This window comes from Chitinophaga flava (assembly GCF_003308995.1).
Taxonomy (GTDB): Bacteria; Bacteroidota; Bacteroidia; order Chitinophagales; family Chitinophagaceae; genus Chitinophaga; species Chitinophaga flava.
Window position 1 is genome coordinate 2,148,306 of the sequence record NZ_QFFJ01000001.1, and the last position, 23,180, is coordinate 2,171,485.

Sequence of the window (23,180 nt, forward strand, 5' to 3'; positions counted from 1 at the left end):
ACCCTGGCAGATCATCTACCAAACGGGGCGCACCAGATTTACGGGGCAACCTCTCTCTCCGCAGTTTTAAATCCTCTAACCTTTTCAATAAAGTGTTTGAGGCTTTTTTGTTTTTGACCGTTGGCGATTTCGTTGTCACTTCCTTCCTGTTTGCTATTAAGCCACCTATCTTTTATTTCTTCTCTTTTCCGGAATCAATTAATAATTCGCGGATACTAATGTTAACGACTATGGTAATATCATGTAATACTTTTAATGCCGGCTGAAAGCTATTATTTCCCTGACCGACCAATTGCCTGTTCTATGCTCCGTTTGTTTCTTTCTGACCTCCACAGCAAAAACACTGGACTGTAAAGCAAAATACATTTCTCTTACTCCTCATAATTTTGCTACTAATAAAAATGGAAATTATGAACACACAAGAAACAACTTTACTTGTTACCTTCCGTATCAAACCAACCGAAAGAGAAAGATTCGAGGCCGCACTCATCGATGATCTGTTGGGTGCCAGAAATGAACCCGGCAATTGGTCTATGCACTTATTCCAGTCTAAGAAAGATAGAGATCTGCTCTATTTTTATGAACGCTGGCAGGACAACTTTGTATTGGATCTGCACCTACAGTATGATTATACGCAAACGGTGTTTGAATTAGCGCCCGATGCATTATTTGAGCCAATTAATATCAGGCGGTTGACGGATTTATCTCCTGTCGATCAGGCCACATATCGGCTTCCGGCGGACACCACCAAATCTATAGATCACTTGATTACCTTTACAGTACCTGAAAGCGAACGGGAGATGTTTATCAACACCTGGTCAACGCTTGTGGAAAAGAACAGGGCCATACCAGGCTGTGTTGCCTTTCATCTACATAGTGTAGAAAATGAACCATCCACTTTTGTATTATATACGCGTTGGGAAAATGAAACGGCATGGCGTCAATACGTTTCTACCCCTATAGCAGAAGGAATTTCCGATTTTCTCCTGGAACTGTTTCCATATTGTCAGAAGAATCAGTAGTTTTATTTGATGCTATTCTCAAAAGCACCTGAATGCTTTACCATACCAGGTACTACGCGCAGGTATCTTAAGCTTGACGATTTCACTTTAGTAGAGTCTTGCCATAGTGAAATACGCACAGAAAAAGAACTTTTTCTGCAGGATCATGTGTTCGCCTTTGTGTTGAACGGAACTTACAAACCTCAAGTCGACGGAGTAAAGATGAATATCGGGTCCGGTGAATGTGTGCTGATGCGAAGATCCAATATGCTCAAATATCAGAAATTTGCGGCAGAGAACATGCAGGGATTTGAATGCATTTTTTTCTTTATCAAAGATGACTTTATTCGCGAAGTGTTGCAGATTAATGATGCCGTAAAACCATTACCAGTAAGAGCTACCAGTATAATCAAACTTCCGATGAATGAGGCCTTAATGGGATACGTCCAATCAATTAAACCATACTTCAATGAGTCATTCATATTTCAGGAAGCCTTGCTGCGATTGAAAATGCAGGAGCTGTTATTTGGGCTCATCGCTATTCATCATGATCTTGTACCCCATCTGATCGATTTTTCGTTGCCCTATAAAAACGATCTCAGAAAAGTAATGGAGGAGCATTTTACAAAGAATCTGAGCCTGGAAGAATTTGCATATATAACCGGCAAAAGTTTATCAGCCTTTAAGCGTGAGTTTCAGCAGGTGTTCAACATCTCTCCTGGAAAATGGCTGCTGAAAAGGCGTCTGGATCACTCCCGTAAACTGCTCATGCATACGGAAATGAACGTGAGTGATGCCTGTTATGAATCCGGCTTTGAGAACCTGTCGCATTTTTCCCGCTCATTCAAATCACAATTTGGCATAAACCCTTTACAGATAAAACAATTGTCATGATAACAATGTGTCTTCATTGAGTAAGTGATGAAGACACATTGTTTTGGTTTTCAACTTGGAATCAGGATATATTATCTGTAAGCAAGAATTTATAATTATCCTCTAGACAATAAATTTCCTGACTAAAATAAAAAGAAGCGGCCATCTCTTGTTGAGACGGCCGCTTCTTTTTTAAGCTATTTATTTCGGTCACTATTGTGACAATACAAAGCGGAAAGTAATACCACCTCTGGTATTGGTGATCGGATAAGCAGTGGAAATAACCGGTATGGTCTGCCTGCGATCATAGAAGAAACGAAGATTCAGACGATTGTTTACGATGTAGTCGATAGAAGGAGCAAAGCCCACCACTTTCTGACCACTTGTGGGAATCACCAGATCGGCATCCAGTCGGTTGTTAGCTGTTTTATCATCACGGAAGCTCATATCCAGACGGAAGTTAAGGTCATTCTGCAAACGCTTTCCTCCGTTTTTACTGATCGCAAATGGCAGCTGCAGCCCTCTGATACGATAGCCGGCGCCGATCACGATTTCGCTGGAACGCAGTTCTGTCAGCTGGTAATCGATCAGACTGAGACTGAGTGAACGGCTCTTACGGAATTCGATACGTGCATTGAGGCTGTTGGTAAAGGTGAGGTCCACACCCAGCAGCGGCGAGAACTGTTCTGTCAGTGTCAGGTTAGGTACCAGGAAGTACGGGAAGTAGTTGCCCGATACGGTATCCCTGAAGGCAGGATAACCTGCCAGTCTTGGATCTTCATAATACATGGAAGTATTATAGGAGTTCATCGACAGCGTACCAGTGTAACCATGCGTCAGCGTAAAGTTGGTGAGGAAGCTGCGGAATGGTTCCAGCTTGGTCAGACCATTATACGTTATACGCCAGTTAGGTTTAGGTATGAAGTTTTTGAACGGATTGCTTCTTACAGAGCTACCAGGTCCCTGCAGCAGTCCGATCTTGTCGGGCGACTTGCCGGTGTAGGCAGCCAGGAAGGCTGGTATCAGCACATCCTGTGCATATCGGGTATAACCGTAGGCATAAGACGGATCTTTCGGATCGCCGGCAGGTACTCCCGGATCTTTGTTGTACGGGTTAGCTGCGCCCAGTCTTTGGGAAATGATATTACGGTATGCCTCGAAATTACGGAACGTCTCAGAAACCCCATTTGCTGTGTTGATTCTGCCAAACATGGTTTTGATGGCGATATAGGTAATCTCAAAACCACCGGCATCATAAGGGCTGAGGTGCTGGAAGCCGAGGTTGGCGCCGGTAGAATCCTGCAGGTTCTTATACAGTTCTGTATGCGTTTTGGTAAACGACTTGGTCATGTTAAGATCTATACGCAGATCGTTGAACGGCTCCAGCTGTGCCTGAGCGTCCCAACGTTGGGTAAACTGCTGCTGGAACTGTATGTTCAGTGAAGGGTCCGGCGTAATCAGTCCTTTTTTGGCGAAATCGTCCAGCCATTTTTTATCCGGCTGTTTGCCCAATACAAACCCAATACCTGGTGCCATAGATTGCCAGTTCATACCCAGCACTTTGGTACTGTCCAGATAACCTGGCAGGCGTGTTCCGGCATTTTCATTGTAGTTGATGCCGATACGCTTCAGTGCCATCAATGGTTTCAGCACACCTTTCACCCATGGTGAAATATCATCAGCATTTGGTTGTTGCTGAGATGACTGATTGTTATTGCCTGTATTGTTTTTGTTGTTCTGATTGTTATTGTTGTTATTGTTGGAGGGTTGTTTGCGCGCATTGATTTTACGCAGGAACTTGGATTTGTTGTACAGTTCCACAAATTTGAATTCTGCTGTTACGGTGCGCTGCTGACTGTTTTCGATGGCGTTACCCAGATAAAGTGCCAGCCTGGAAGCGCCGGTCCAGCGGTATTCGGTACTATACCCCACTGCTACGTTGGTCCAGCTTAAGGCCGGGAACTTGGCTGTAGGCAGGGTGTACGTGAAGTTAGCGTTGTGCATGTAGTTTACAGAACGACCACCTTTGAAGAAGTTACCCCATACAGAATCCTTCTTCGCGGAAGTGTTTATTCTACCTGACGGTTCGTCTACACGGGAATTATTCACCGCATTAAACTCGATGTTGATACTGCGGGTGAGATCCCATTTAAGTGTATAATAGCGATCGAATGTAAAGTATTTATCATAAGTCTCAGGCAGCTGATATTTCACATCACCGCCCACGTTGCGGATACGGGATGCGCCAAACTGCCGGATAATATCTGCGCGGAAACTGATGATAGAAGGCACATAGTTAACATTGAAGTCCCGTATCAGGTCCAGCCAGTGTGTTTTAGTCTTCAGCAGCTTTTTAAACGGCTCGATATAACGTGGCTGACCAGCATAGTTATACCCGAGTCCACCGCGGTGTTTGGTCAGCAGGTCGCTTTGAATCAGCGGATTATGCCTGTTGATCTGTGAGAACGAATAACTGATGTCAAAGTTTTCGATATCCCACAAATGTCGTTTTCCCTGTTTCAGATTGAGTTTCCGGACGTTGGTAAAGTTCAGGCTGGTGATAGAGGTGAAGTCCTGCGCATTTTTGCGGATGGAGTCCTTCTCCCGTGCTGACCGGGCCAGCGCCATTTTATCCTTCAGTTTAATATCGAGATCGTACGGATCATATTCCGGATTGCTGGCGGATTGTGAATATCCGGCATATACGGGGATAGACATACCTACCTTTTTAGGTAACAGTTTACCTAGGTCCAGATTGGCAGCGGCATCGTACTGCAGGAAGTTATCACGGAAACGTTCATTCACGCGCTGGTCAATATTTCCGAAGCCGGCAGTGTGCATATTTCCGGAAACGGATATGGTACCCAGATCGGCCAGCTGAAAGTCAGCCCTGGCGAGAGCAGCATAACCACCTTTCTCATCAAAGTCAGACAGGCGCAGTTCATCGAACCACACTTCCGCACAACGGGGCAATCCATCGTCTTTGGGGTTAAGGATACCGATCATCATGGTACGTGCATCTCCCAGGCTGGGGTTACCCACTACTGACATATAGTTGCCGTATTCATCAGTCACCGGTGTCATGGGGTATGGCAGCAGCGGAGAGCAGGAATCACACATATTCCTTTTCTGTTTGAGCTGACTTAACCGGTCCATGACCAGCTGCAGGTTATTTCCTTCCGGCCATATCTCTGTAGGTGATTTGGAGTTCCAGGCAGTCACCTTCAGCGGAATACGGTATTCGTAGTAGTTGCTCACAAAGTCGCTACCGATACGTATCACTGCCTGTACCTGTCCGTCTTTCAGTGCACTGGCTGATCCCATAGCTTCTGCGTGCATGTACATCTCCAGTTTTTTATACTGGCGCATGTCCATGTTCAGGGTTTTGTACAGTGCGCGGATCTCTCCGTCCTGCAGATTACATACCTGAACAGACAGGGATTGTTCGTTCAGCTGCAGTGTGGTATTGTTGGTACTGATTGTATTCTGTCTTACTACTCCTGGTGGCAGCACATAAGGAATAGGGCTGCGGGAAGAGTTTTCTTCAATATTTACAGCAGAAGAGTTAAAGGTGGTGGTCTGATTTAACGGTATAGGATCGCCTGGTCTTAACTCGTACATATAACGGCGCCATTGGTTGCGCACCAGTTCCAGTTTCGCAAAACGTACCACTACCGGCTCGCTGAAATCAGTCATGAACATACGCATAAAGCGGATGGACTTAAAGTCGGGTATGCTGCCCACCTTAGCGTTGAACTGGTTTAACGGCACTTTAAACTGATACCAGGTCTCGGTGGTTTTCTGTCCGTTGGGCAGATCTACCGGCGCATCAATTTTATCCACAATGAAGTTGGAACCTACCGTCATACCGGGTTTCAGATCTACCCTGTACTGGAAGTACTCTTCCGTTTCGTTCATGGTATTATCCCTGTTCAGGTCTTCCGACTCGGGGATATTGGTAGCCGCAGTAGAGAATGATGATTTAGGATCAGATACCGGGGAGTTGCCTTCCGGATTGCTATAGTTTTTATAACGTTCCAGAATGCTGGCCTTGCTGGCATCATAATCGGCACTGCGGTAATGTTTATAGTCGTCGTTGGCCGGGTCTTTCTGTGCCTGCTGATATACAGGGGAACCACCGAAGTTCATGGCCATTTCGTTCATATAGGTTTTAAAGAACGCTGCCTCATCAGAAGATTTCAGACCATCATAACCCACGTCCTGATAAGCCCGGATATTGGGATCATTGTCAAAAGCCTGGGTGATCTGCTGCTGGAACTTAGGCTGGCGGCCCCAGTTGGAAGAATCGATCTTGTTAGGGTCCTGATTCGGGTCCGGCATACCATTTTCAAAGAACTTTTTACCGTCTTTGAGAATGTCTTCAGAAACGTTACCCAGGTTGAAGTAGAGCGAACCACCTGCACTGTTGGGTGATTTAATGAAGGGGTCCTGTATCCAGAATTCGATGTATTCGATATTCGCAGTTTCGAAGTCGCTGTTGTCGATGGCACGCATGATACCACCCCATTTTGCTCTGGGATTCGCCAGTTTACCATTCCTGTCCATAGCCATCGGACTGCTGGTAAAGTTATACGGGCCTCTTTCTGTAGGGTAGTAGGCCAGATCGAGGGTACTCAGCTGGCTTTGTCCGAAATCGGTAGATCTGTTACGGAACACCTCTTTCTGGTATACCAACCTTACACGGGGATCTGACTGATCATCAACAGATATACCGGGAGGCAGGTTGGGTGACTTGGGCAACTGGAGTGTTGGCTCCAGGATATACCAGGCTAGTTTCGCTCTGTTTTTACCATAGTCGAGCATGTTATTCACCTCTGCTTCCGGGAAAAGCACGGTACCGCTGGCATTGGTAGCGCCTTTCGGCGTAGAAGCCAGTGCCCAGCTGGTAGCAGGGAATTTAAGGTCATATCCACTCTTTACACCTTCGAAATCGTCGATATAAGCTGTACCCTGTTTGCTGCCGGGCTGATTGATCAGTTTACTGTGGCCAGGGAACAGTCGGGCTACTTCACCGGTAAACAGGACGTGGGAAGGTGTGGTAGTGCTGTAGTTAGGCAGTTTGTCCAGGAAACGTGTCAGTCCTTTCCATTCAGAAGCGTAGTTAAGGTCGAGGCCTACCATGGTGTTCTTGATAGGATCTTCGCCATAGTTTACTTTCTGGTAGTAAGGTCTTTCACTCATACGGACGATGGTACCACCGATGCTCAGTTTATCATTTACGAGGTAATCGAGTCGGGTACCGAAATAGTTGCGGACCTGCTGGCCGAACAGTGCATTGTTTTCAAACTGTACATTGATCGGTACGCCGGAGTTGAGCACACCGCCGTTGATAATTTTAAGCCTGCCGAGGTTATAGTCAATAATATAGTCCACGTTTTCACGCAGTACCTGGCCACCGGCTGTTACGGTTACGGAGCCGGGAGGAATGGTGATACCACCTCCCAGATTGATTTCCGAAGAGTTGGCTGATTTATAGGAGCCGCGTATCACGTAGCGGTTGAGCTGCGGGAACTGTTGTGCTACCACCTTGATGGAGTCGTACAGTACGCGGTACATGTATTGTTTTTCCAGGGTAGCATCTCCGCCGAAAGCTTTTTTCAGTCCGTCCCCGAAAGGTTCCAGCATGGGGAACATGATTTTCCCGTTAAGGGAATTTATCGTGTATCCTTCTACGTAGTCGAACACTCCATCCGGCTGCGGGTCGAGCTGGTTGTTGAGGCGATCGAGGTTTAAGATAGTAATAATTGGTGCGCCGGCGTAATCGCCTTTTGCATCGGGGAGGTAACGTTTATCGCTGGGTGGTCTGTTTTCTGCACCGGGGTCTTTATAGAAAACATCCATTTTGAAGTCCTGCTTATTCACCTGGAAGGCGCCGGTGGCGTAGATGTTTTTCATCATCAGTTTCCAGATAGGCAGTGTAGGCCGGGCAGAAGTGGCTTTCAGCAATTTCAGGAACAGCACCGGTGAGTTGGCGCTGTTGTTCTGGTCTGGTGGGATATCCTGGGAGAATTCACCCACCTGATATGTCCGGCCGTTATAGGTGTATTGATAAGCTACTGCCAGCACTTCGTCTGGTTGCAGCTGTTGATTAAGGGAGATGAAGCCCAGTTGTTTGTTAACCGTATATTCTGTGGAGTCCAGTTTACGGGCGAATGTTTTTTCAAACTCCGACACCGGTTTCAGGCCCAGGGCCAGCAGGCGACTTACTACGATACTGGTGTTACGACTGGCGGGATCACCTACCAGGCTGGCGTACAGGCTGTTGGTAGCCCTGTCCGGCAAATGAGACGAAGTGTTTACCTTGATCTGGTCGTTGTAAGGTTTGTATTCACCAAGGTCCATCAAACCTACGATATCACGGGTTTGAGTGGTGGCCCCGGTTTTATTGGTTACCCACACCTCTATCCTGGTGATATTGGAGAGAGAGCGGATAATAGGCAGATTGGACATGGCGTAGTTAAACGTATCGCGGTAAAACTGCGCCAGGAGGAAGTGTCGGTTGTCTTCATATTCATCGGCGCGGATATTATAATCCTGTACCATGGTACCGCCTTTGAGCATGAGGTTCTGTTTCTGTGATTTCTGGTTAGAGAGTACACTCGTTACCGTGAGGCGGCCAAACTGCAGTTGGGTTTTCACACCGAAGAGAGACTGGATACCGGAGATCAGGGAACTACGGAGGGGGAAACTCACGTTACCGGCTTCTATCTTCTTGATAATTTCGTCATTATAGCCGGTATACTCCAGTTTTACCTGGTTTTCGAAATCGAAGGTAGACTGGGTATTGTAGTTGGTGATCAGTTTCAGTTTATCACCGATTCTTCCGGTAACGTTCATGTTGATACCCATGTCGAAGTTGAAGCCCCCGTTTTTACGGGCCTGCTCCACCAGTACAGGGTTTTTGATATTCTGGCCCTGGTAGCCGAATGTCAGGTCGAGGCTTCCCTGCGGCCGGATATCCACTTTACTGCCGCCAAAGATGCGGTCAAAGAGGTTATTACCGTTGTACAGCTGCGGGCCATTGCCACGCTGGTTGAGATTACCGAGAGCGCTGGCTCTTTTCTGCCAGTAATTTTTTTCACTCTGTGCCGACTGAAGTTTATAGAACTCATCGAAGTTCATATAAGTCGGGTTCCGGTAATTTTGGTTGCCGATTTTCTCTGTGACGGTGTATTGTTTGGTAATGGGATCGTATTCTACAGTTTTGTTGATATTGGCCGGATCATTCAGGTCAATAGCATTCCTGGACGTCGGGTCCGATATAGTGGGGCCGCGTCTGTCCTTAAGGGGGTATTTCAGGGTATCTTTCTTCCCGGTAGTATCGATTTTGGTATTACCAGTAGTTGTGGTGTCCGACTTCCAACTCGCCCTGCTCAAAAATTTAATATTCCCGGATCGTTCCCTTGCGGCAGTGTCAACAATGATAAAAGATACAATTCCTATTACTGCAAAAGCACCATAGTAAGTCTTTCTTGCCAAGAAAAATAGGTTTTTATAGAGGTCTTTATTAATTATAAACTTTTCAGGGCTTTTTTGATCAGCTCTTCCAAGTTTTGCAATGTTGGTTCGTTCTTCATAACTCTCTGAATTGCCGTATCTGCCATGTTCCGGGCTATGCCAAGAGTTACCAGAGCATTTAACGCATCTTCATGGATTGTATTGTTTAATGCTGCAGATAATTGTAAGCTGCCTGTATCCTTTTGTTTCTTTATCTTGTCTTTCAGTTCCAGAATAATTCTTTTGGCTGTTTTGGCCCCTATTCCTTTGACACCTTCCAGCATTTTTTCATTTTCCATCATAATGGCCCGCTGGATATCTTCCGGTTGAAGAGAAGACAACATCATTCTGGCCGTACTGGCACCTACTCCTGATACGCTGAGCAATAACAGAAAAAGGCTCCTTTCTGTTTCTTCAAAAAAACCATACAGGGTATGTGCGTCTTCCTTGATCTGTAAATAGGTTAACAATTTACAACTTTCCAGGGCCTGTATCCGTGAATAGGTATTAAGACTGATCTGGACTTCGTATCCTATTCCGTTCACATCCATATGAACAAATGCCGGTGACTTATATGCCAATTTTCCATCCAAATAAGCGATCATAGAAGGTAAAGGTTCGGTAATTTAACTAAAACTTACGAAAAAATGAGGAATAAAGCATTCCCTGCAATAAAGGGCAAAGATGCTAACTTTTAATGGATTGACAAGCCATTAACGGGTTCATATGCGACTTTTTTAGGAAATATTCGTTTATATCGTATTTTTACGCCTCGATTTAAACACATATTTAGTTTATATGAATAAAATAACGGCCGCTATTACAGCGGTGGGTGGATATGTTCCTGACTATGTGCTGACCAATCAGGAACTTGAAAAACTGGTTGACACAACAGACGAATGGATATTGACCCGGACTGGCATCTCTGAAAGAAGGATTCTTAAAGGAGAAGGGAAAGGCACCTCCGATTTATGCGTACCTGTAGCGCTCGAGATTTGCAAAAAAAGAGGTATTTCTCCTGAAGAAATAGACCTGCTCATCGTAGCCACTGTAACTCCCGACATGACATTCCCCGCCACTGCCAATGTTGTAACAGATAAAATCGGTGCTAAAAACGCATTCGGTTTCGACATCAGTGCTGCCTGCTCTGGTTTCCTGTATGCTCTGGACACTGGCGCCCGGTTTATTGAAAGTGGCCGTTATCAGAAAGTGATGGTGATTGGTGCAGACAAAATGAGCTCTATCATTGACTATACCGACAGGACTACCTGCATCATCTTCGGTGATGGCGCCGGTGGTGTACTGCTCGAGCCCAATACCGAAGGTTACGGCGTTATTGACAGCATCCTGAAAAGTGATGGTCATGGCCGTGAATACCTGCACATGAAAGCCGGTGGCTCCGTAAAACCTGCTTCCATCGAAACAGTGCAGAACCGCGAACACTATGTATACCAGGAAGGTAAAATGGTGTTTAAATATGCAGTGTCCAACATGTCTGAAGCAGCCAACAACGTACTGGAACGCAACAATCTGACTGCAGACAACATTGCATGGCTCGTTCCTCACCAGGCTAACAAACGTATCATTGCTGCCACCGCTCAGTACATCAACTTACCTGAAGAGAAGATCATGATGAACATACAGCGCTATGGCAACACTACCGCCGGTACTATTCCATTGTGCCTGTGGGACTACGAAAAACAACTGAAAAAAGGAGATAACCTTATCATGGCCGCATTTGGCGGAGGTTTCACCTGGGGCGCCAGCTACATTAAATGGGCGTACGACGGTGACAAATTTGGTAAATAACCTTTAAGGCAAGATATACCCGAAGGCCAGGCGCGTTTGCCCCTGGCCTTCTGTTATTATATGCCCATGCATCATCTTCATCAGATCCCTGCTAATCACCAGCCCCAGCGCCAGCCCATTGTCCTGCCAGTTCTCCAGGCCTGCCAGTACAAAACGGGCATCCTTACCCGTTTCCGCCAATATCCTCACCTCCACCTGCTCCGGATTTTCCCCGGCAGCAATCATCAGTGTGCTGCCCACCATTGCCACGGTAACGGCTATCTGTAATAACTGTATGTTTACCAGTTTTAGTAACTCCTCATCCGCAAGCACCTGCATACCCTCCGGTATATAATAAGCTATCTTCAGTTGCTTCTGCGCTATTTCCGCCTCCAGCGGCCCTGTCGCACTCTTCACCAGGGACAGCAGCGTACCGGAGACAGGCTGGTAAGTATAGCCCTGCAGCTGCAACCGCAGCCATTTCAGAATATTATCAAAAAGATCCAGAATCCCTACAGAAGTAGTACTGATCTGCTTTAGCCATGCAGTCATTTCGGCCTTCGACAAGGTCCCCGACCGGAACCGCGCCGCCACCTCTGTAAGATGTACAAGCGGCCCTTTAAAATCCCTCGCCAGCAGGCTGATCAACTTGTTTTTAAACGCTTCATTTTCCTTCAATGTCAGGTGAATGTGCTCCATCTCCCTATATCCCTGTAAAAGCGCTTCATCCTGCTGTTTCAGCCGCTGATAATGCCAGTAACGTTCCCACATCAGCACCATCAACAGTATAAATACAATCAGCATCCCTATGATCAACAACTTACGATTGATGGATTCTGCCTCCTCTTTATCCAGTATCAGCTGTTGTATCCGGTTTTGCCGGACCAGCGACTGCAAAGTTTTCTCTTTCCTGAAAAAAGCTATATAATCATAAGATCCTGCATTAGGTTGATAACGTGGCTCTCCGGCCAGGCGCATGATTTCCTGACTGTATTGCGCCACCCTGGCAGCATCGTTTTTCCTGCTGTAAAAATCGTATAGCCGTGCCAGCCAATACAGATTAATGGCAATGCTACCAGTTTGCACTCCTAACTGATATGCTTTTTCCTGATACTTTGCTGTATCTGCATGATAACCCATCCGCGGAAAATCATCCAACCGGCCGTACATATCCATGGCCACATAAGGCATTCCGCTGCGCATCGCCTTATCAGCCAGCTGATAGATGGCTGCTTCTGCTTTCCGGCCCTCTCCCTTCAATATCAGATCGTTCAGCTCATAGGCATCCACATAAAAAATTATCTTGGAACGCGGATAGCGGGATACTACCTTGCGGGCTGTTTTCAAGGCCCAATGCACCGAATCGGCATGGGTACTGTCTTTATAAAAACGCATGACATAATTGATGAGCAAAAAACCATATACAGAGTCCTGCCCGCGTGGTAACCTACCAGCCAGATGAAAGGCCTTATAGAAATAGGTATTGGCATCTGCGGCCCTTCCCATATTATAATAGTAGAGATAGATGTTGCCCATTGTTTTGGCCATACGTGCAGAGTCGCCCAGCTGCTCATGTACTTTCAACGCCCGGTAGGCATACACGCTGGCTACATCAAAATCGGTTTTAAGCGCGTAGTAAGAACTAAGTATATCATCAGCATCTGCCAATCCCCTGGCGTTATGTTGCCGGATAGCCATATCCCGCACTTTCAGTGCATAATAGAAACAGCTGTCCAAGTCGATAACAATATACAAGGTGGCGATTTTTCCCAATACAGATATGTAGCCCGCACTGTCGCGCTGCCGGGCAAGGTCGTGCTGCAACTCCGGCAATTGCGGAGACTGAGCAACCATCTTCAGTGATAATAGACAGCAAATAGTGGCAATATAACGTTTACGCATGTACGACTAAATCGTATACTCCAACATCAAAAAACCTTCAGCTTCTTCCTGTACAATAAGTCCGCCTTTCATCTTATGCATAAAATCCCGGCTGATAATAATCCCTAAAGCAAAAATATTATGTTCCTTATCCTTGAGTTCTTCCAATAACTTCCTGGTAGCCGGCCCACCATCAGCCATAATACGGACTGTTATCTTCCCGTCTTCCCCATGTGCTGATACTACCAGCACACTACCTGCTTTGGCAGTGGCAACAGCTACCTGAAACAGCTGGATATTCACCAGCCGCAATATTTCTTCATCTGCCATAACCGTCAGCGCAGGCGCAATACGGTTCACCAGCGTGAGTTGTTTGTCGTTCATTTCTTCCTGCAGAGATTCCACCGCATCTACTATCAGTGGCAGCAGTTTACAGGTGACCGGCGTGTAAGTAAAGCCCGACAGCTGCATCCGGAGCCATTTCAGGATATTATTAAATGCGCCCAGGGTTTTGCGGGATGCGTTACCGATCTGTTTCAACAGGCTTATTACCTCCGGCTGTGTAAGCGTACCTGTTTTTAACTGCGTGGCTACTGCAATGATATGATGCAGCGGTGTCCGGAAATCGCTGGCCAGCATACTGATCAGTTTATTCTTGAAAAGATCGTTTTCCGTAAGGGCGGCGTGGGTCCTGGCCAGTTGCACATAACTCAGGGCCAGTGCGTTTTCTTGCTGCTTCCAGCGCCGGTAATGCAGATACCGGCCGGTAAACAGGGTGATGAGCAACAGAATAATGATGAGTAATCCTACTGCTACCAGTGTCCTGTTTTTTTTCTCCGCAAGCTCCTTTTCCAGCTGCTGCTGCTGTATCCTGTTGGCAAGGGAGAGAGACTGTAACGCTTTCTCTTTCAGAAAAAAATCGATGTAATTGGCTTCCTGCCGGGATACCCGAGCGTTAATCCTGTAACGGTCCAGGGTGGCCAACCGCATGATTTCATTGCCATAATACACTACTTTTTCGGGCTGTTGCCGGCTACGGTAATAGTCGTATAGTCTGCCCAGCCAGTACAGGTTAAGTTCCATACTGCCGGATTGTGCGGCCACCCGATACGCCTGGTCCTGATAGTTGGTAGAATCTGTAAAATAGCCCAGTTGCTGAAAATCATATAAACGGCCATACATGTCCATCGCCACGTAAGGCATACCCTTTTGTTGTGCCAGATTAGCGAGTTCGTAGATACGGTGTTCTGCCTCTCTGCCTCTGCCCTCTCTGACCAGCAGATCGGCCTCAAAAGCCGCTACATAAAAAGTAGCTCTGCTGTCGGGATATTTTTTTAGTATTTTCGCCGCCTTTCGTAATACCAGTCTCACAGAATCAGTACGCGTGCTGTCATTGAAAAAGCGCCAGGCATAATTTACCAGCATAGTGGCCGCTATAGAATCTTTTTCCGGCGGTAGCCTGTTGGCCATATGGAAAGCCCTGTAAAAATAATTGTTGGCTTCCACCGGATGCCCGGAGTTCTTATAACACCCGTAGATAATATTCAATGATCTTATCATCTGTGCAGAGTCGCCGAGCTGTTCATTCTGCAGCAGTGCTTTGTATGCATAGGTGATGCCTACATTATAATCCGTTTTAGCCGTATAATACCATCCCAGCATGTTGTTGGCATCGGCCATGCCGCTTACATCATGCAGTCGTGTTGCTATTTCCAGCATCTGCCGGGCATAATAGAAGGAGCTATCCAGGTGTATACTGGCATAGAGTGCACCGATTTTTCCCAATACGGCCACATACCCGGCACTATCGCGCTGTTGCGCCAGGTCCTGCTTCAGGCCCGGTAATATGGCAGCCTGACCATGGCCCCTGAGGGCTGGCAGCATCCACAACCAGCAAACCAGTATAACAGTTGTATAACGTTTATGTATAAACGCTTTTATCATTACTACCTGTATCCTTTTATAAATTAATTTCCGGCACCCGGTAAAAAAACGTGCTGCCTCCTTCTTCGTTGTTGGCGGCCCCAGCCTCCCCGCTCATCTTATCAATAAAATCCCGGCAAATGATCAGCGCCAGTCCCGCCCCTTTGCCATAACGCTTTTTCGTATACCCATCACTACTGTAGGTAAACAATCCCGGAAGTATTACAGGGTCTATACCAGGTCCTTCATCCCGGAAAGTCACTTCTACAAAATCACTTCTACGTATAGCCGTAATAGTGATAGCACCATTTTCAGGTGAAAACTTGATGGCATTATGCAGAAAATTCCGATGGATAAACTGCAGCATTTCAAAATCGCCCTGTATGGTCATGCCTTCAGGGATATGTATTAGCAGCCGTATGTTTTTTTCACGTACCAGATGCTGAATGCTCTGTACGGAAGCGCCCAGCATATCTGTCAGCCCAAAAGACCGTGGCCGGTAAACAAATCCGGACAACTGTGTCCGCATCCAGCTCAATATCTCTTCAAATACTTTCAGGGTGGCCGTAGCAGTATGTTCCACTTCCATCACCATACCGGCGGCATCTTCCGGCGTCAGTATATCTTCATTCACAAACCCGGTAATATCGATGATATTATATAGCGGTGTCCTGAAGTCATGAGCGATCAGGGAAATCAGTTTGTTTTTGAAATCATCATTGGTCTTCAGTACTTCATTAGCAGCGCTTATTTCAGTCCGTATCCTTGCCAGACGCTGGGAGCGCAGCCGTGAAGAGCGATAGGAACGGATAAGGTAGTAGGTAAGCACCAGTAGTAACAGGATAATGACCACGATAAATATAAACAGGTATTGCCAGTAGTGTTGTGCCAGCCTCGTTTTCTGTAAGGCCGTCTGCTGGAGGGCTGACTGCATTTTGAGAGAATCCAGCATCTGGTCCTGAAGGGAGTAAGCGATATAATCCATTTCTCCCTGCTGCATATCATCCTGCCGTTGCTGCATGATATTCAGCGCAATGCGGCTGTATCTGGCCGCCTGAAGGGTATCTTTTTTTTGCTGGAAGTACTGGTACAGCTGTGTTACCTGCGGCAGCAACAATCCCGCATATCCTCCGGCCACGCCGTAGCTGACAGCATCCTGCTGGTATTTGATGGAATCGGCCTGGTGCAACCAGCTTTTGTAAGCTGCCAGTTGCAGGGAGCCGTACATGGCAAAGTAAGTATAACCTTCCTTCAAGGCCGTATCGATCACCTGTCTGAGCAGATGATCGGCTATTTCAAACCTGCCGGCGGCAAAATCCTCATTGACCAGCAGCAGGTTTATATACAGCAGTTCCCGGGTATCATGAAACCGTCTGGCCAGGGCTGTAGCCTCTTTGAGGGCCGCAGTAGCGGCTGACTGCAGGACAGGGTCAGCATAGTTGACCGTATAATAACTGGCCAATCCAAGGGCGTGGAGCGAATCCTGCTTCAGCTGCCGGGTAAGCTGTAATGACTGATGGATATAATCGTTGGCGGAAGTATGTTTGCCGGTATATTGATGATAGATGCCGATGCTCATCAACACCTGGGAAACACTGATAGAATCGCCAGCATGGCGACTTTCCTCCAGCGCATCATTATAAAAAAGATAAGAGAGATAATGATGGGGACGGAAAGCGTAGTAGTTGCCCAGGTTACGCAGTGCCCTGGCTTTGCCGGAAGGATAATTGATACGGGTGGCCACCTCTCTTGCCCTTGATGCATAATGCCCGCAACTATCAAGCTGACAGGCCTGATACAGGACAGCCAGCCTGTTTAAGGCATTCACATATGCTACGCTGTCTTTCACATGTGGCAACAAGGCTTTTAATCTGTCAATTTCCTTATGCTGCCCCTGCAACATCAATGGGAAAACAAATAGCAGCCAGTGCATATGCAACAGCATATATCGCTTCAGGATGGTCATCATTCAACCGGAAAAGTAAAAATAAATACGGCAACAGCGTACTGTCAGTGCCTGTTCATTTTGTTCATTTTCCTCCGGCCCCTGCTAAAGCTCGAACACCAGCCCTTTCCGCATCAGCGCTTCATATCTTGCAGGATCAAAGCGGTACAGATGTGCGCCCTTTTTGGAGGAGGTTTTATCCTTTTCTTCCAGTTTCTCCATCACATCGAGTGATAGTATTTTCTTGCGGAAGTTACGTTTATCAAGGGTTTTCTGATATATTTCTTCATACAGGCTTCTCAGTTGGGATAAGGTGAATTTTTCCGGCAGCAGTTCAAAGCCGATGGGATGGAAATGCGCGTTGTTACGCAGCTGCACCAGTGCATCGTTGATCATACGGTTATGATCAAAGATCAATGCAGGGATTTCATGCAGCTCCAGCCAGTGTGCACCGTGTTCCTGAGCCAGCGGCAGGTCGTGTTCCTTGATACGTATCAGGGCATAATAGGCTACTGATATTACCCTTGCACCGGTATCCCGGGATACCTCACCATAACAGTGCAACTGGTCCATATAGATATTTTCCAGGCCGGTAGTATGTTTGAGTACCCGGGCCGCCGCTTCGTCGGTACTTTCCTCCGACTGCACAAAACCACCTACCAGCGACCATTCACCCGCCATAGGAGCGACTTTTCGCTTCATCACCAATAACTTCAGCTTGCCTTCGTCGAAACCAAAGATGATACAATCTACCGCCACCAGGTGTTTTGGGGCTTGCGCATAAAAAGAAGCAGCATTCATAAAACGGAATTTTTCCAGCGTATATCGGGTAAAAATAATATAAAACCGCTTATTTTTTTGGTTTAAAGCGGCGGTAATCGGTAGATGGAATTTTGGTCACCTCCAGCTGGCGAAGCATATTTACCAGCTGTCCGCGGTGAAAGGTACTGTGGTTACACACATGCATTACCGCTTCCTGTACCGGCAACTTCACCTGTTCCCCTTTACCTGCTGCGAAAGCAAAGGTATGGTTCAACTTCACTTCGGTAGCCTGTTTCACCCATTCCTCCAGCAGTTGCGACTGCTGCAGCCAGGACTGACAAGCCTCTTCAAAAGTGCCGGTAAAAGCTACCGTCGGATCTACCGGCTGCTCCGTCAGCTGTAAACGCTGATACCAGATACTTTCCCCAAACCATAAATGACATACTGTTTTGTGCAGCGAAGGGAAACTACCTCCCAGCTCCCGTTCTGTCTTTTCTGCATCCAGATTCAGCATAACAGCCACCAGCTGTTGATTAGCCCAGTGATTATAAGATGCAAACCGCACCAGGATTTCTTTCATGTACAAAAAGGTTAATTAACAGGTCTTGATGAATATTCAACAAATTACAATATTGTTTGTCATTTTGCCTTGCGATCTTTGCATTCCCTAACCTGAAATATCATGGAACTCACTTACCTCAGCCGCTGCCTGTTCTGGAACATCCCGAAGATCGACGATTACAAGCGTTTCACCAACGCTTCCATCTCTAAAGGAGGTACTGTCCTGCCTTTGGCACAGGCCCCGGAAAAAATGCCACAGCGCCCCGTTTCCTGGAAGTTCAGGGGCCAGCCCCGGGAAGGGCAGCTCAGCGAACTGCTCGCCTCCACCGGTTCTACCGCCTGTATCGTGCTACAGCACGGGGAAATATTATACGAACAGTATTTCAACGGCTACCAGCGGAACTCCATCAATACCTCCTTTTCTGCAGCCAAATCCATGACTTCCGTACTCACCGGCATTGCTATTGCGGAAGGCGCCATCCATGCTGTAGAAGATCCCGTAGCCCGTTATCTTACAGATTTCAACAAAACAGGATATGACCAGATCACCATTTCGCATTTGCTGCAGATGTGTTCCGGATTGGAATATAAAGAGGGCGTGTTTCCCTGGACCGATGATGCCAGGGTATATTATGGCCTGCGGCTACGTGAGCAAGCACTCCGGGCCAGACTCATAGAAACACCCGGAAGCACTTATCATTACAACAACTACAACCTGCTGCTGCTGGGCATGATACTGGAAAAGGCCACCGGACAGCCCGTACCAGCCTATTTCAGCGAAAAGATATGGCAGCATATCGGCGCCGAAGCCGATGCCTCCTGGAGTATGGATAGCCGCCATTCCGGGTTTGCCAAGATGGAAAGCGGGTTCAATGCCCTCGCCATCGACTTCGCCCGCTTCGGACAACTCTGTCTGCAAAACGGTCAAATCAATGGTCAAACGATCATTCCTGCATCCTGGTTACATGAATCCACCAGTGCCCCCATCCATACTGCAGACAACACCCGATACCTTTCCCGTATGGTGCCTCCGTTGTGCAAATGGGCCGGAAGTCCGCATGGATATTACAAATACTTATGGTGGGGATACCAAACGGATCCTCATAATTTTGACTATTTTGCATTAGGCGTAAAAGGCCAGCTGATTTATATCTCTCCCCGCAAACAGGCTGTGATTGTACGCTTTGGCAAAAAATGGGGAGATATTGACTGGTGGCCGGAGTTACTGAAACAACTGGCCGATTCACTTGCATAATTTTTGATACTATGGAAGATATAACGTTAAGGGTTGCACGAAAAGAAGATTGTCGCCGTTTGCTGGAACTGATCCATGAACTGGCCGAATATGAAAAAGCACCCCAGGAAGTAACAGTCAGCCTGGCACATTTTGAAGAAGCAGGCTTTGGATCTAACCCCGTATGGAAAGCATTTGTAGCTACCACACAGGAAGATGGTAAAGAACTTATCGTGGGTTTTGCCCTGTATTATGTTCGTTATTCTACCTGGAAAGGTTGCCGCATGTACCTCGAAGATCTTCTGGTCACCGAAAAATGGCGTGGCAAAGGAGTGGGTAAAATACTGTTCGATCAACTCATCGTGGAAGCAAAGGAAAAAAAGTTCAGCGGCATTCTTTTTCAGGTACTGGAATGGAATACACCGGCGATCAATTTCTACAAAAAATACGCTACCAAATTTGATCCTGAATGGATCAATGTCAGCATTGAATTATCATAATCTTTCCGTTTATAACATTCCTGCATTGTATGTCATCAATCCTCACTAATATTGATGACATACAATTTTTACTATGATTTTTCTTCACGATTTCCGCGACTTACGCACAGCGTCTACAGAAACCCTGAGCAGTACCTTCAACGAAGCGTTCAGCGACTATATCGTGCCGATGCACCTCACTCCTTCCATCCTGGAACAAAAGATGAAAGCCGAAAACATACAACGGGCATGGTCTATCGGTGCCTTCAATGGTAATGAGCTGGGGGCCTTTATCCTGCATGGCGTAGATAACAATGAACACCCTACCGTATTGTACAACGGCGGCACCGGCGTAATCCCCGCTTTCCGCGGCCAACATCTGATTCAGAAAATGTATGAACAGTTTATTCCGTACTACAAACAACAGGGTATCCGGAAAATACTGCTGGAAGTAATCAGTTCCAACTTACCAGCTATCAAGGCTTATACTAACAGCGGCTTTCATAAGGTACGTGTTTTTCGTTGTTACAAAGGTGTTGTAAACGTTCACAAAACAGCACCGGGCATCAACATCCGGGAGAACAACACACCGGAGTGGACCCTATTAAGCACCTTTATGGATATGGAGCCCAGTTGGTCCAATATGGTTAGCAGTATACAACGGGAACGGCCAGCTACAAGCACCTGGGAAGCCGTATTCAACGGAGAAGTAGTGGGTTATATCAGTGTCAACAAAGAGAGCAGACGTATCCGCAACATAGCAGTACATCCGGCCTTCCGGCGCAAAGGTATTGCCAATGCCTTACTGCAGTATGTAGCACAGGAGCTGGACGGGCCTATGAGTATCATCAATATCGATGAAAAAAATCAGGAGATAGGCGCTTTCCTCGAACAAGCAGGACTGCAGTATTTTCTATCACAATATGAAATGGCTGTTGAGCTTTAATCATACGACATTCAAAGACAAAGAGCGCAAGGCTGTCGATAAGCCCTGCGCTCTTTGTTTTTATGCAGATGGTAACAGTGTTTAGCTGATACCGTTTACAGTTACTTCTTTTGCGATTTTCTGCACCAGTCCCTGTAACACTTTACCAGGGCCTACTTCAGTGAATTCACCAGCGCCATCGGCTACCATAGCTAATACGGACTGGCTCCATTTTACCGGGCCGGTCAGCTGGTCGATGAGGTTTTGTTTGATCTGTGCGGGATCTGTTACAGCAGCAGCTACTACGTTCTGGTATACAGGGCAGGCAGGTGTATTGAAAACGGCTTTTTCGATAGCAGCTTTCAGTTCTTCCCTGGCAGATTCCATCAGCGGAGAGTGGAATGCACCACCTACCGGCAGTACCATCGCTCTTTTAGCACCGGCAGCTTTCAGTTCTGCGCAGGCAGTTTCCACTGCTTTGAGGGTGCCGGAGATCACCAGCTGGCCAGGACTGTTGTAGTTGGCTGGTACTACTACTTCATTGGTTTCAGCAGCTACTTTGGCGCAGATCTCTTCTACTTTGGCATCTTCCATACCAAGGATCACGGCCATAGTGGAAGGCTGCTGCTCGCAGGCTTTCTGCATAGCGTTGGCCCTGATAGCTACCAGGCGCAGCGCTTCTTCAAAAGATAAAACACCGTTGGCAACGAGTGCGGAAAATTCACCCAGAGAGTGGCCCGCTACCATTTCAGGCTGGGAATGTTCGGTGGAGAGGAAAGCGATAACAGCATGCAGGAATACCGCCGGCTGGGTAACTTTGGTTTGTTTCAGATCTTCTTCTGTGCCGGTGAACATGATATCGGAGATACGGAAACCCAGTATCTCATTAGCTTGTTCAAATAATTCTTTTGCTTTTGCATTGGTGTCATACAGGTTTTTGCCCATACCCGGAAACTGTGACGCCTGTCCGGGAAATACATATGCATGCTTCATGGTTGCTTATATTGTATTTATAATATCAAATAGAAATAATTCAAATATACAATCAATTAGATTTTAACAATGACTTTTAAAAGTCTCTGCAAAACTGCGCTAAAATAGCATTAAAACAAAAATGGTTTAACCACAAACGGTTAAACCATTTTTGCAAGGGCCTTTGAAAGGGCTTATCTTCCAATAAGTTTCATGAACTCAGCTCTGGTAGTACCATCCATAAACTGGCCGCTGAAAGCGGAGGTAGTCGTCAAAGAGTTCTGTTTGGACACACCGCGCATCATCATGCAAAGGTGCTGGGCTTCTATCACCACCGCTACACCTTGTGGCTCAAGGGTTTCCTGGATAGCGTCCAGGATCTGGTGGGTCATTCTTTCCTGTACCTGGAGCCTGCGGGCATAAACATCCACTACGCGGGCCAGCTTGCTCAGGCCGGTGATATAGCCATTGGGAATGTAAGCCACATGTGCTTTTCCGAAGAAAGGCAACATATGATGCTCACACATGGAATACAATTCTATATCTTTTACGATCACCATTTCACTATAGGCTTCAGTGAATTTGGCACCATTCAGGATTACCCTGGCGTCCTGCTGATAGCCTTGTGTAAGGAATTGCATGGCTTTAGCCATTCTTTCCGGGGTTTTCAGCAGCCCCTCTCTCTCAGAATCTTCTCCAAGCAGTTCGAGGCATTCTTTATAGTTCTTTACAAGACCGGACGTGATCTTTTCGTCGTAACTTTCAACCTTAGTATACGCCATTCTTATATGATTTAATCAATTCCTAATGCTGATGCCCGCACCTTTCATGCTGCACAACTCATACCGATAGGCGTGGGGTCTTTATTTACCGCCGTAGTATTCTACGTATATACGGGGGGTTTCATACAGCTTGATGCAGTGTAACTGCACTTCAGCCGGAAGATGCGGCGCCAGCTGCTCCCAGATGGCAATAGCCAGATTCTCTGCAGAAGTAAACTTCCCTGTCATAAAATCCACATCCAGATTAAGATTGCGGTGGTCCACTTTCTCAATAACCGAATCCCGGATGATCACGCCCAGTGTTTTCGCATTAAAAACAAATCCGGTTTCAGGATCAGGATTACCTTTTACGGTTACATGCAGTTCATAGTTATGACCATGCCAGTTGTCGTTGGCACATTTTCCGAATACTTCCTCGTTCTTTTCTTTGCTCCATCCCGGGTTAGACAACTTATGCGCAGCATTAAAGTTCTCTACTCTCGTTAAATAAATCATTATTGCAAAAAATTTTCGCAAAAATACCACTATTCTGTGAG

Annotated in this window: 16 protein-coding genes; 6 read left to right on the forward strand and 10 right to left on the reverse strand. The window is 46.7% G+C overall.

Annotation, left to right across the window (positions count from 1 at the left end; all coding sequences use genetic code 11):
* Window positions 1-410: 410 nt before the first annotated feature.
* Together DF182_RS08575 and DF182_RS08580 are read left to right on the forward strand one after the other, a co-directional pair.
* On the forward strand, window positions 411-1,022 hold the full coding sequence (locus tag DF182_RS08575) for an antibiotic biosynthesis monooxygenase (protein WP_161964095.1): 612 nt from the start codon (window positions 411-413) through the stop codon (window positions 1,020-1,022).
* Between the two features lie 9 nt (window positions 1,023-1,031).
* Window positions 1,032-1,895 (forward strand): helix-turn-helix transcriptional regulator, encoded by an 864-nt coding sequence (locus tag DF182_RS08580; RefSeq protein ID WP_113615224.1) that lies wholly within the window; start codon window positions 1,032-1,034, stop codon window positions 1,893-1,895.
* A 192-nt stretch (window positions 1,896-2,087) separates the two neighbouring features.
* Here the strand turns inward: DF182_RS08580 and sov are convergent, their stop codons facing one another.
* Together sov and ruvA are read right to left on the reverse strand one after the other, a co-directional pair.
* On the reverse strand, window positions 2,088-9,374 hold the full coding sequence (sov, locus tag DF182_RS08585; protein WP_113615225.1) for a T9SS outer membrane translocon Sov/SprA: 7,287 nt from the start codon (window positions 9,372-9,374) through the stop codon (window positions 2,088-2,090).
* A gap of 32 nt (window positions 9,375-9,406) precedes the next feature.
* Window positions 9,407-9,997 carry a Holliday junction branch migration protein RuvA gene (ruvA, locus tag DF182_RS08590; RefSeq protein ID WP_113615226.1) on the reverse strand — a complete coding sequence of 197 codons (591 nt, stop codon included), beginning with the start codon at window positions 9,995-9,997 and terminating at the stop codon, window positions 9,407-9,409.
* Between the two features lie 193 nt (window positions 9,998-10,190).
* On the opposite strand from ruvA, the gene DF182_RS08595 reads away from it, so the two are divergent.
* The gene (locus DF182_RS08595) at window positions 10,191-11,201 is read left to right on the forward strand and encodes a beta-ketoacyl-ACP synthase III (protein WP_113615227.1); all 1,011 of its coding nucleotides are present in this window, start codon (window positions 10,191-10,193) and stop codon (window positions 11,199-11,201) included.
* 3 nt (window positions 11,202-11,204) lie between these two features.
* Here the strand turns inward: DF182_RS08595 and DF182_RS08600 are convergent, their stop codons facing one another.
* From DF182_RS08600 to DF182_RS08620, 5 genes are all read right to left on the reverse strand, one after another.
* On the reverse strand, window positions 11,205-13,082 hold the full coding sequence (locus DF182_RS08600) for a sensor histidine kinase (RefSeq protein ID WP_147243384.1): 1,878 nt from the start codon (window positions 13,080-13,082) through the stop codon (window positions 11,205-11,207).
* Window positions 13,083-13,088: 6 nt separating this feature from the next.
* A complete protein-coding gene (locus DF182_RS08605; protein WP_113615229.1) occupies window positions 13,089-15,005 on the reverse strand; it encodes a sensor histidine kinase in 1,917 nt (638 codons plus the stop codon).
* Window positions 15,006-15,021: 16 nt separating this feature from the next.
* Window positions 15,022-16,953 (reverse strand): sensor histidine kinase, encoded by a 1,932-nt coding sequence (locus DF182_RS08610; RefSeq protein ID WP_113615230.1) that lies wholly within the window; start codon window positions 16,951-16,953, stop codon window positions 15,022-15,024.
* 81 nt (window positions 16,954-17,034) lie between these two features.
* Window positions 17,035-17,730 (reverse strand): NUDIX hydrolase, encoded by a 696-nt coding sequence (locus DF182_RS08615; protein ID WP_113615231.1) that lies wholly within the window; start codon window positions 17,728-17,730, stop codon window positions 17,035-17,037.
* 49 nt (window positions 17,731-17,779) lie between these two features.
* Window positions 17,780-18,271, reverse strand: a complete 492-nt coding sequence (locus DF182_RS08620; RefSeq protein WP_113615232.1) for a DinB family protein — start codon at window positions 18,269-18,271, stop codon at window positions 17,780-17,782.
* Window positions 18,272-18,373: 102 nt separating this feature from the next.
* Between DF182_RS08620 and DF182_RS08625 the strand changes: the two genes are divergently transcribed.
* From DF182_RS08625 to DF182_RS08635, 3 genes are all read left to right on the forward strand, one after another.
* Complete coding sequence (locus tag DF182_RS08625; RefSeq protein ID WP_113615233.1) at window positions 18,374-19,507, forward strand: serine hydrolase domain-containing protein; 1,134 nt, start codon at window positions 18,374-18,376, stop codon at window positions 19,505-19,507.
* A gap of 11 nt (window positions 19,508-19,518) precedes the next feature.
* Entirely contained in the window at window positions 19,519-19,986 is a 468-nt protein-coding gene (locus tag DF182_RS08630) for a GNAT family N-acetyltransferase (protein ID WP_113615234.1), read from the forward strand.
* A gap of 73 nt (window positions 19,987-20,059) precedes the next feature.
* Window positions 20,060-20,911: a GNAT family N-acetyltransferase gene (locus tag DF182_RS08635; RefSeq protein WP_113615235.1), complete on the forward strand. Its 852-nt coding sequence runs from the start codon at window positions 20,060-20,062 to the stop codon at window positions 20,909-20,911.
* A gap of 81 nt (window positions 20,912-20,992) precedes the next feature.
* Here DF182_RS08635 and fabD read toward each other — a convergent pair whose 3' ends face one another.
* The 3 genes from fabD to DF182_RS08650 all read right to left on the reverse strand — a co-directional run bounded on the left by fabD (window position 20,993) and on the right by DF182_RS08650 (window position 23,139).
* Window positions 20,993-21,883: an ACP S-malonyltransferase gene (gene fabD, locus DF182_RS08640; RefSeq protein WP_113615236.1), complete on the reverse strand. Its 891-nt coding sequence runs from the start codon at window positions 21,881-21,883 to the stop codon at window positions 20,993-20,995.
* A gap of 173 nt (window positions 21,884-22,056) precedes the next feature.
* Complete coding sequence (gene folE / locus DF182_RS08645) at window positions 22,057-22,644, reverse strand: GTP cyclohydrolase I FolE (RefSeq protein WP_113615237.1); 588 nt, start codon at window positions 22,642-22,644, stop codon at window positions 22,057-22,059.
* Window positions 22,645-22,725: 81 nt separating this feature from the next.
* On the reverse strand, window positions 22,726-23,139 hold the full coding sequence (locus DF182_RS08650; RefSeq protein WP_113615238.1) for a 6-pyruvoyl trahydropterin synthase family protein: 414 nt from the start codon (window positions 23,137-23,139) through the stop codon (window positions 22,726-22,728).
* Window positions 23,140-23,180 lie beyond the last annotated feature (41 nt).

Bases quoted from the DNA above. Each gene is read 5' to 3' on its own strand.
- DF182_RS08575 (WP_161964095.1), top strand. From the start codon at position 411: ATGAACACACAAGAAACAACTTTACTTGTTACCTTCCGTATCAAACCA.
- DF182_RS08580 (WP_113615224.1), top strand. From the start codon at position 1,032: ATGCTATTCTCAAAAGCACCTGAATGCTTTACCATACCAGGTACTACG.
- ruvA (WP_113615226.1), bottom strand. From the start codon at position 9,997: ATGATCGCTTATTTGGATGGAAAATTGGCATATAAGTCACCGGCATTT.
- DF182_RS08595 (WP_113615227.1), top strand. From the start codon at position 10,191: ATGAATAAAATAACGGCCGCTATTACAGCGGTGGGTGGATATGTTCCT.
- DF182_RS08600 (WP_147243384.1), bottom strand. From the start codon at position 13,082: ATGCGTAAACGTTATATTGCCACTATTTGCTGTCTATTATCACTGAAG.
- DF182_RS08605 (WP_113615229.1), bottom strand. From the start codon at position 15,005: ATGATAAAAGCGTTTATACATAAACGTTATACAACTGTTATACTGGTT.
- DF182_RS08610 (WP_113615230.1), bottom strand. From the start codon at position 16,953: ATGATGACCATCCTGAAGCGATATATGCTGTTGCATATGCACTGGCTG.
- DF182_RS08615 (WP_113615231.1), bottom strand. From the start codon at position 17,730: ATGAATGCTGCTTCTTTTTATGCGCAAGCCCCAAAACACCTGGTGGCG.
- DF182_RS08620 (WP_113615232.1), bottom strand. From the start codon at position 18,271: ATGAAAGAAATCCTGGTGCGGTTTGCATCTTATAATCACTGGGCTAAT.
- DF182_RS08625 (WP_113615233.1), top strand. From the start codon at position 18,374: ATGGAACTCACTTACCTCAGCCGCTGCCTGTTCTGGAACATCCCGAAG.
- DF182_RS08630 (WP_113615234.1), top strand. From the start codon at position 19,519: ATGGAAGATATAACGTTAAGGGTTGCACGAAAAGAAGATTGTCGCCGT.
- DF182_RS08635 (WP_113615235.1), top strand. From the start codon at position 20,060: ATGATTTTTCTTCACGATTTCCGCGACTTACGCACAGCGTCTACAGAA.
- fabD (WP_113615236.1), bottom strand. From the start codon at position 21,883: ATGAAGCATGCATATGTATTTCCCGGACAGGCGTCACAGTTTCCGGGT.
- folE (WP_113615237.1), bottom strand. From the start codon at position 22,644: ATGGCGTATACTAAGGTTGAAAGTTACGACGAAAAGATCACGTCCGGT.
- DF182_RS08650 (WP_113615238.1), bottom strand. From the start codon at position 23,139: ATGATTTATTTAACGAGAGTAGAGAACTTTAATGCTGCGCATAAGTTG.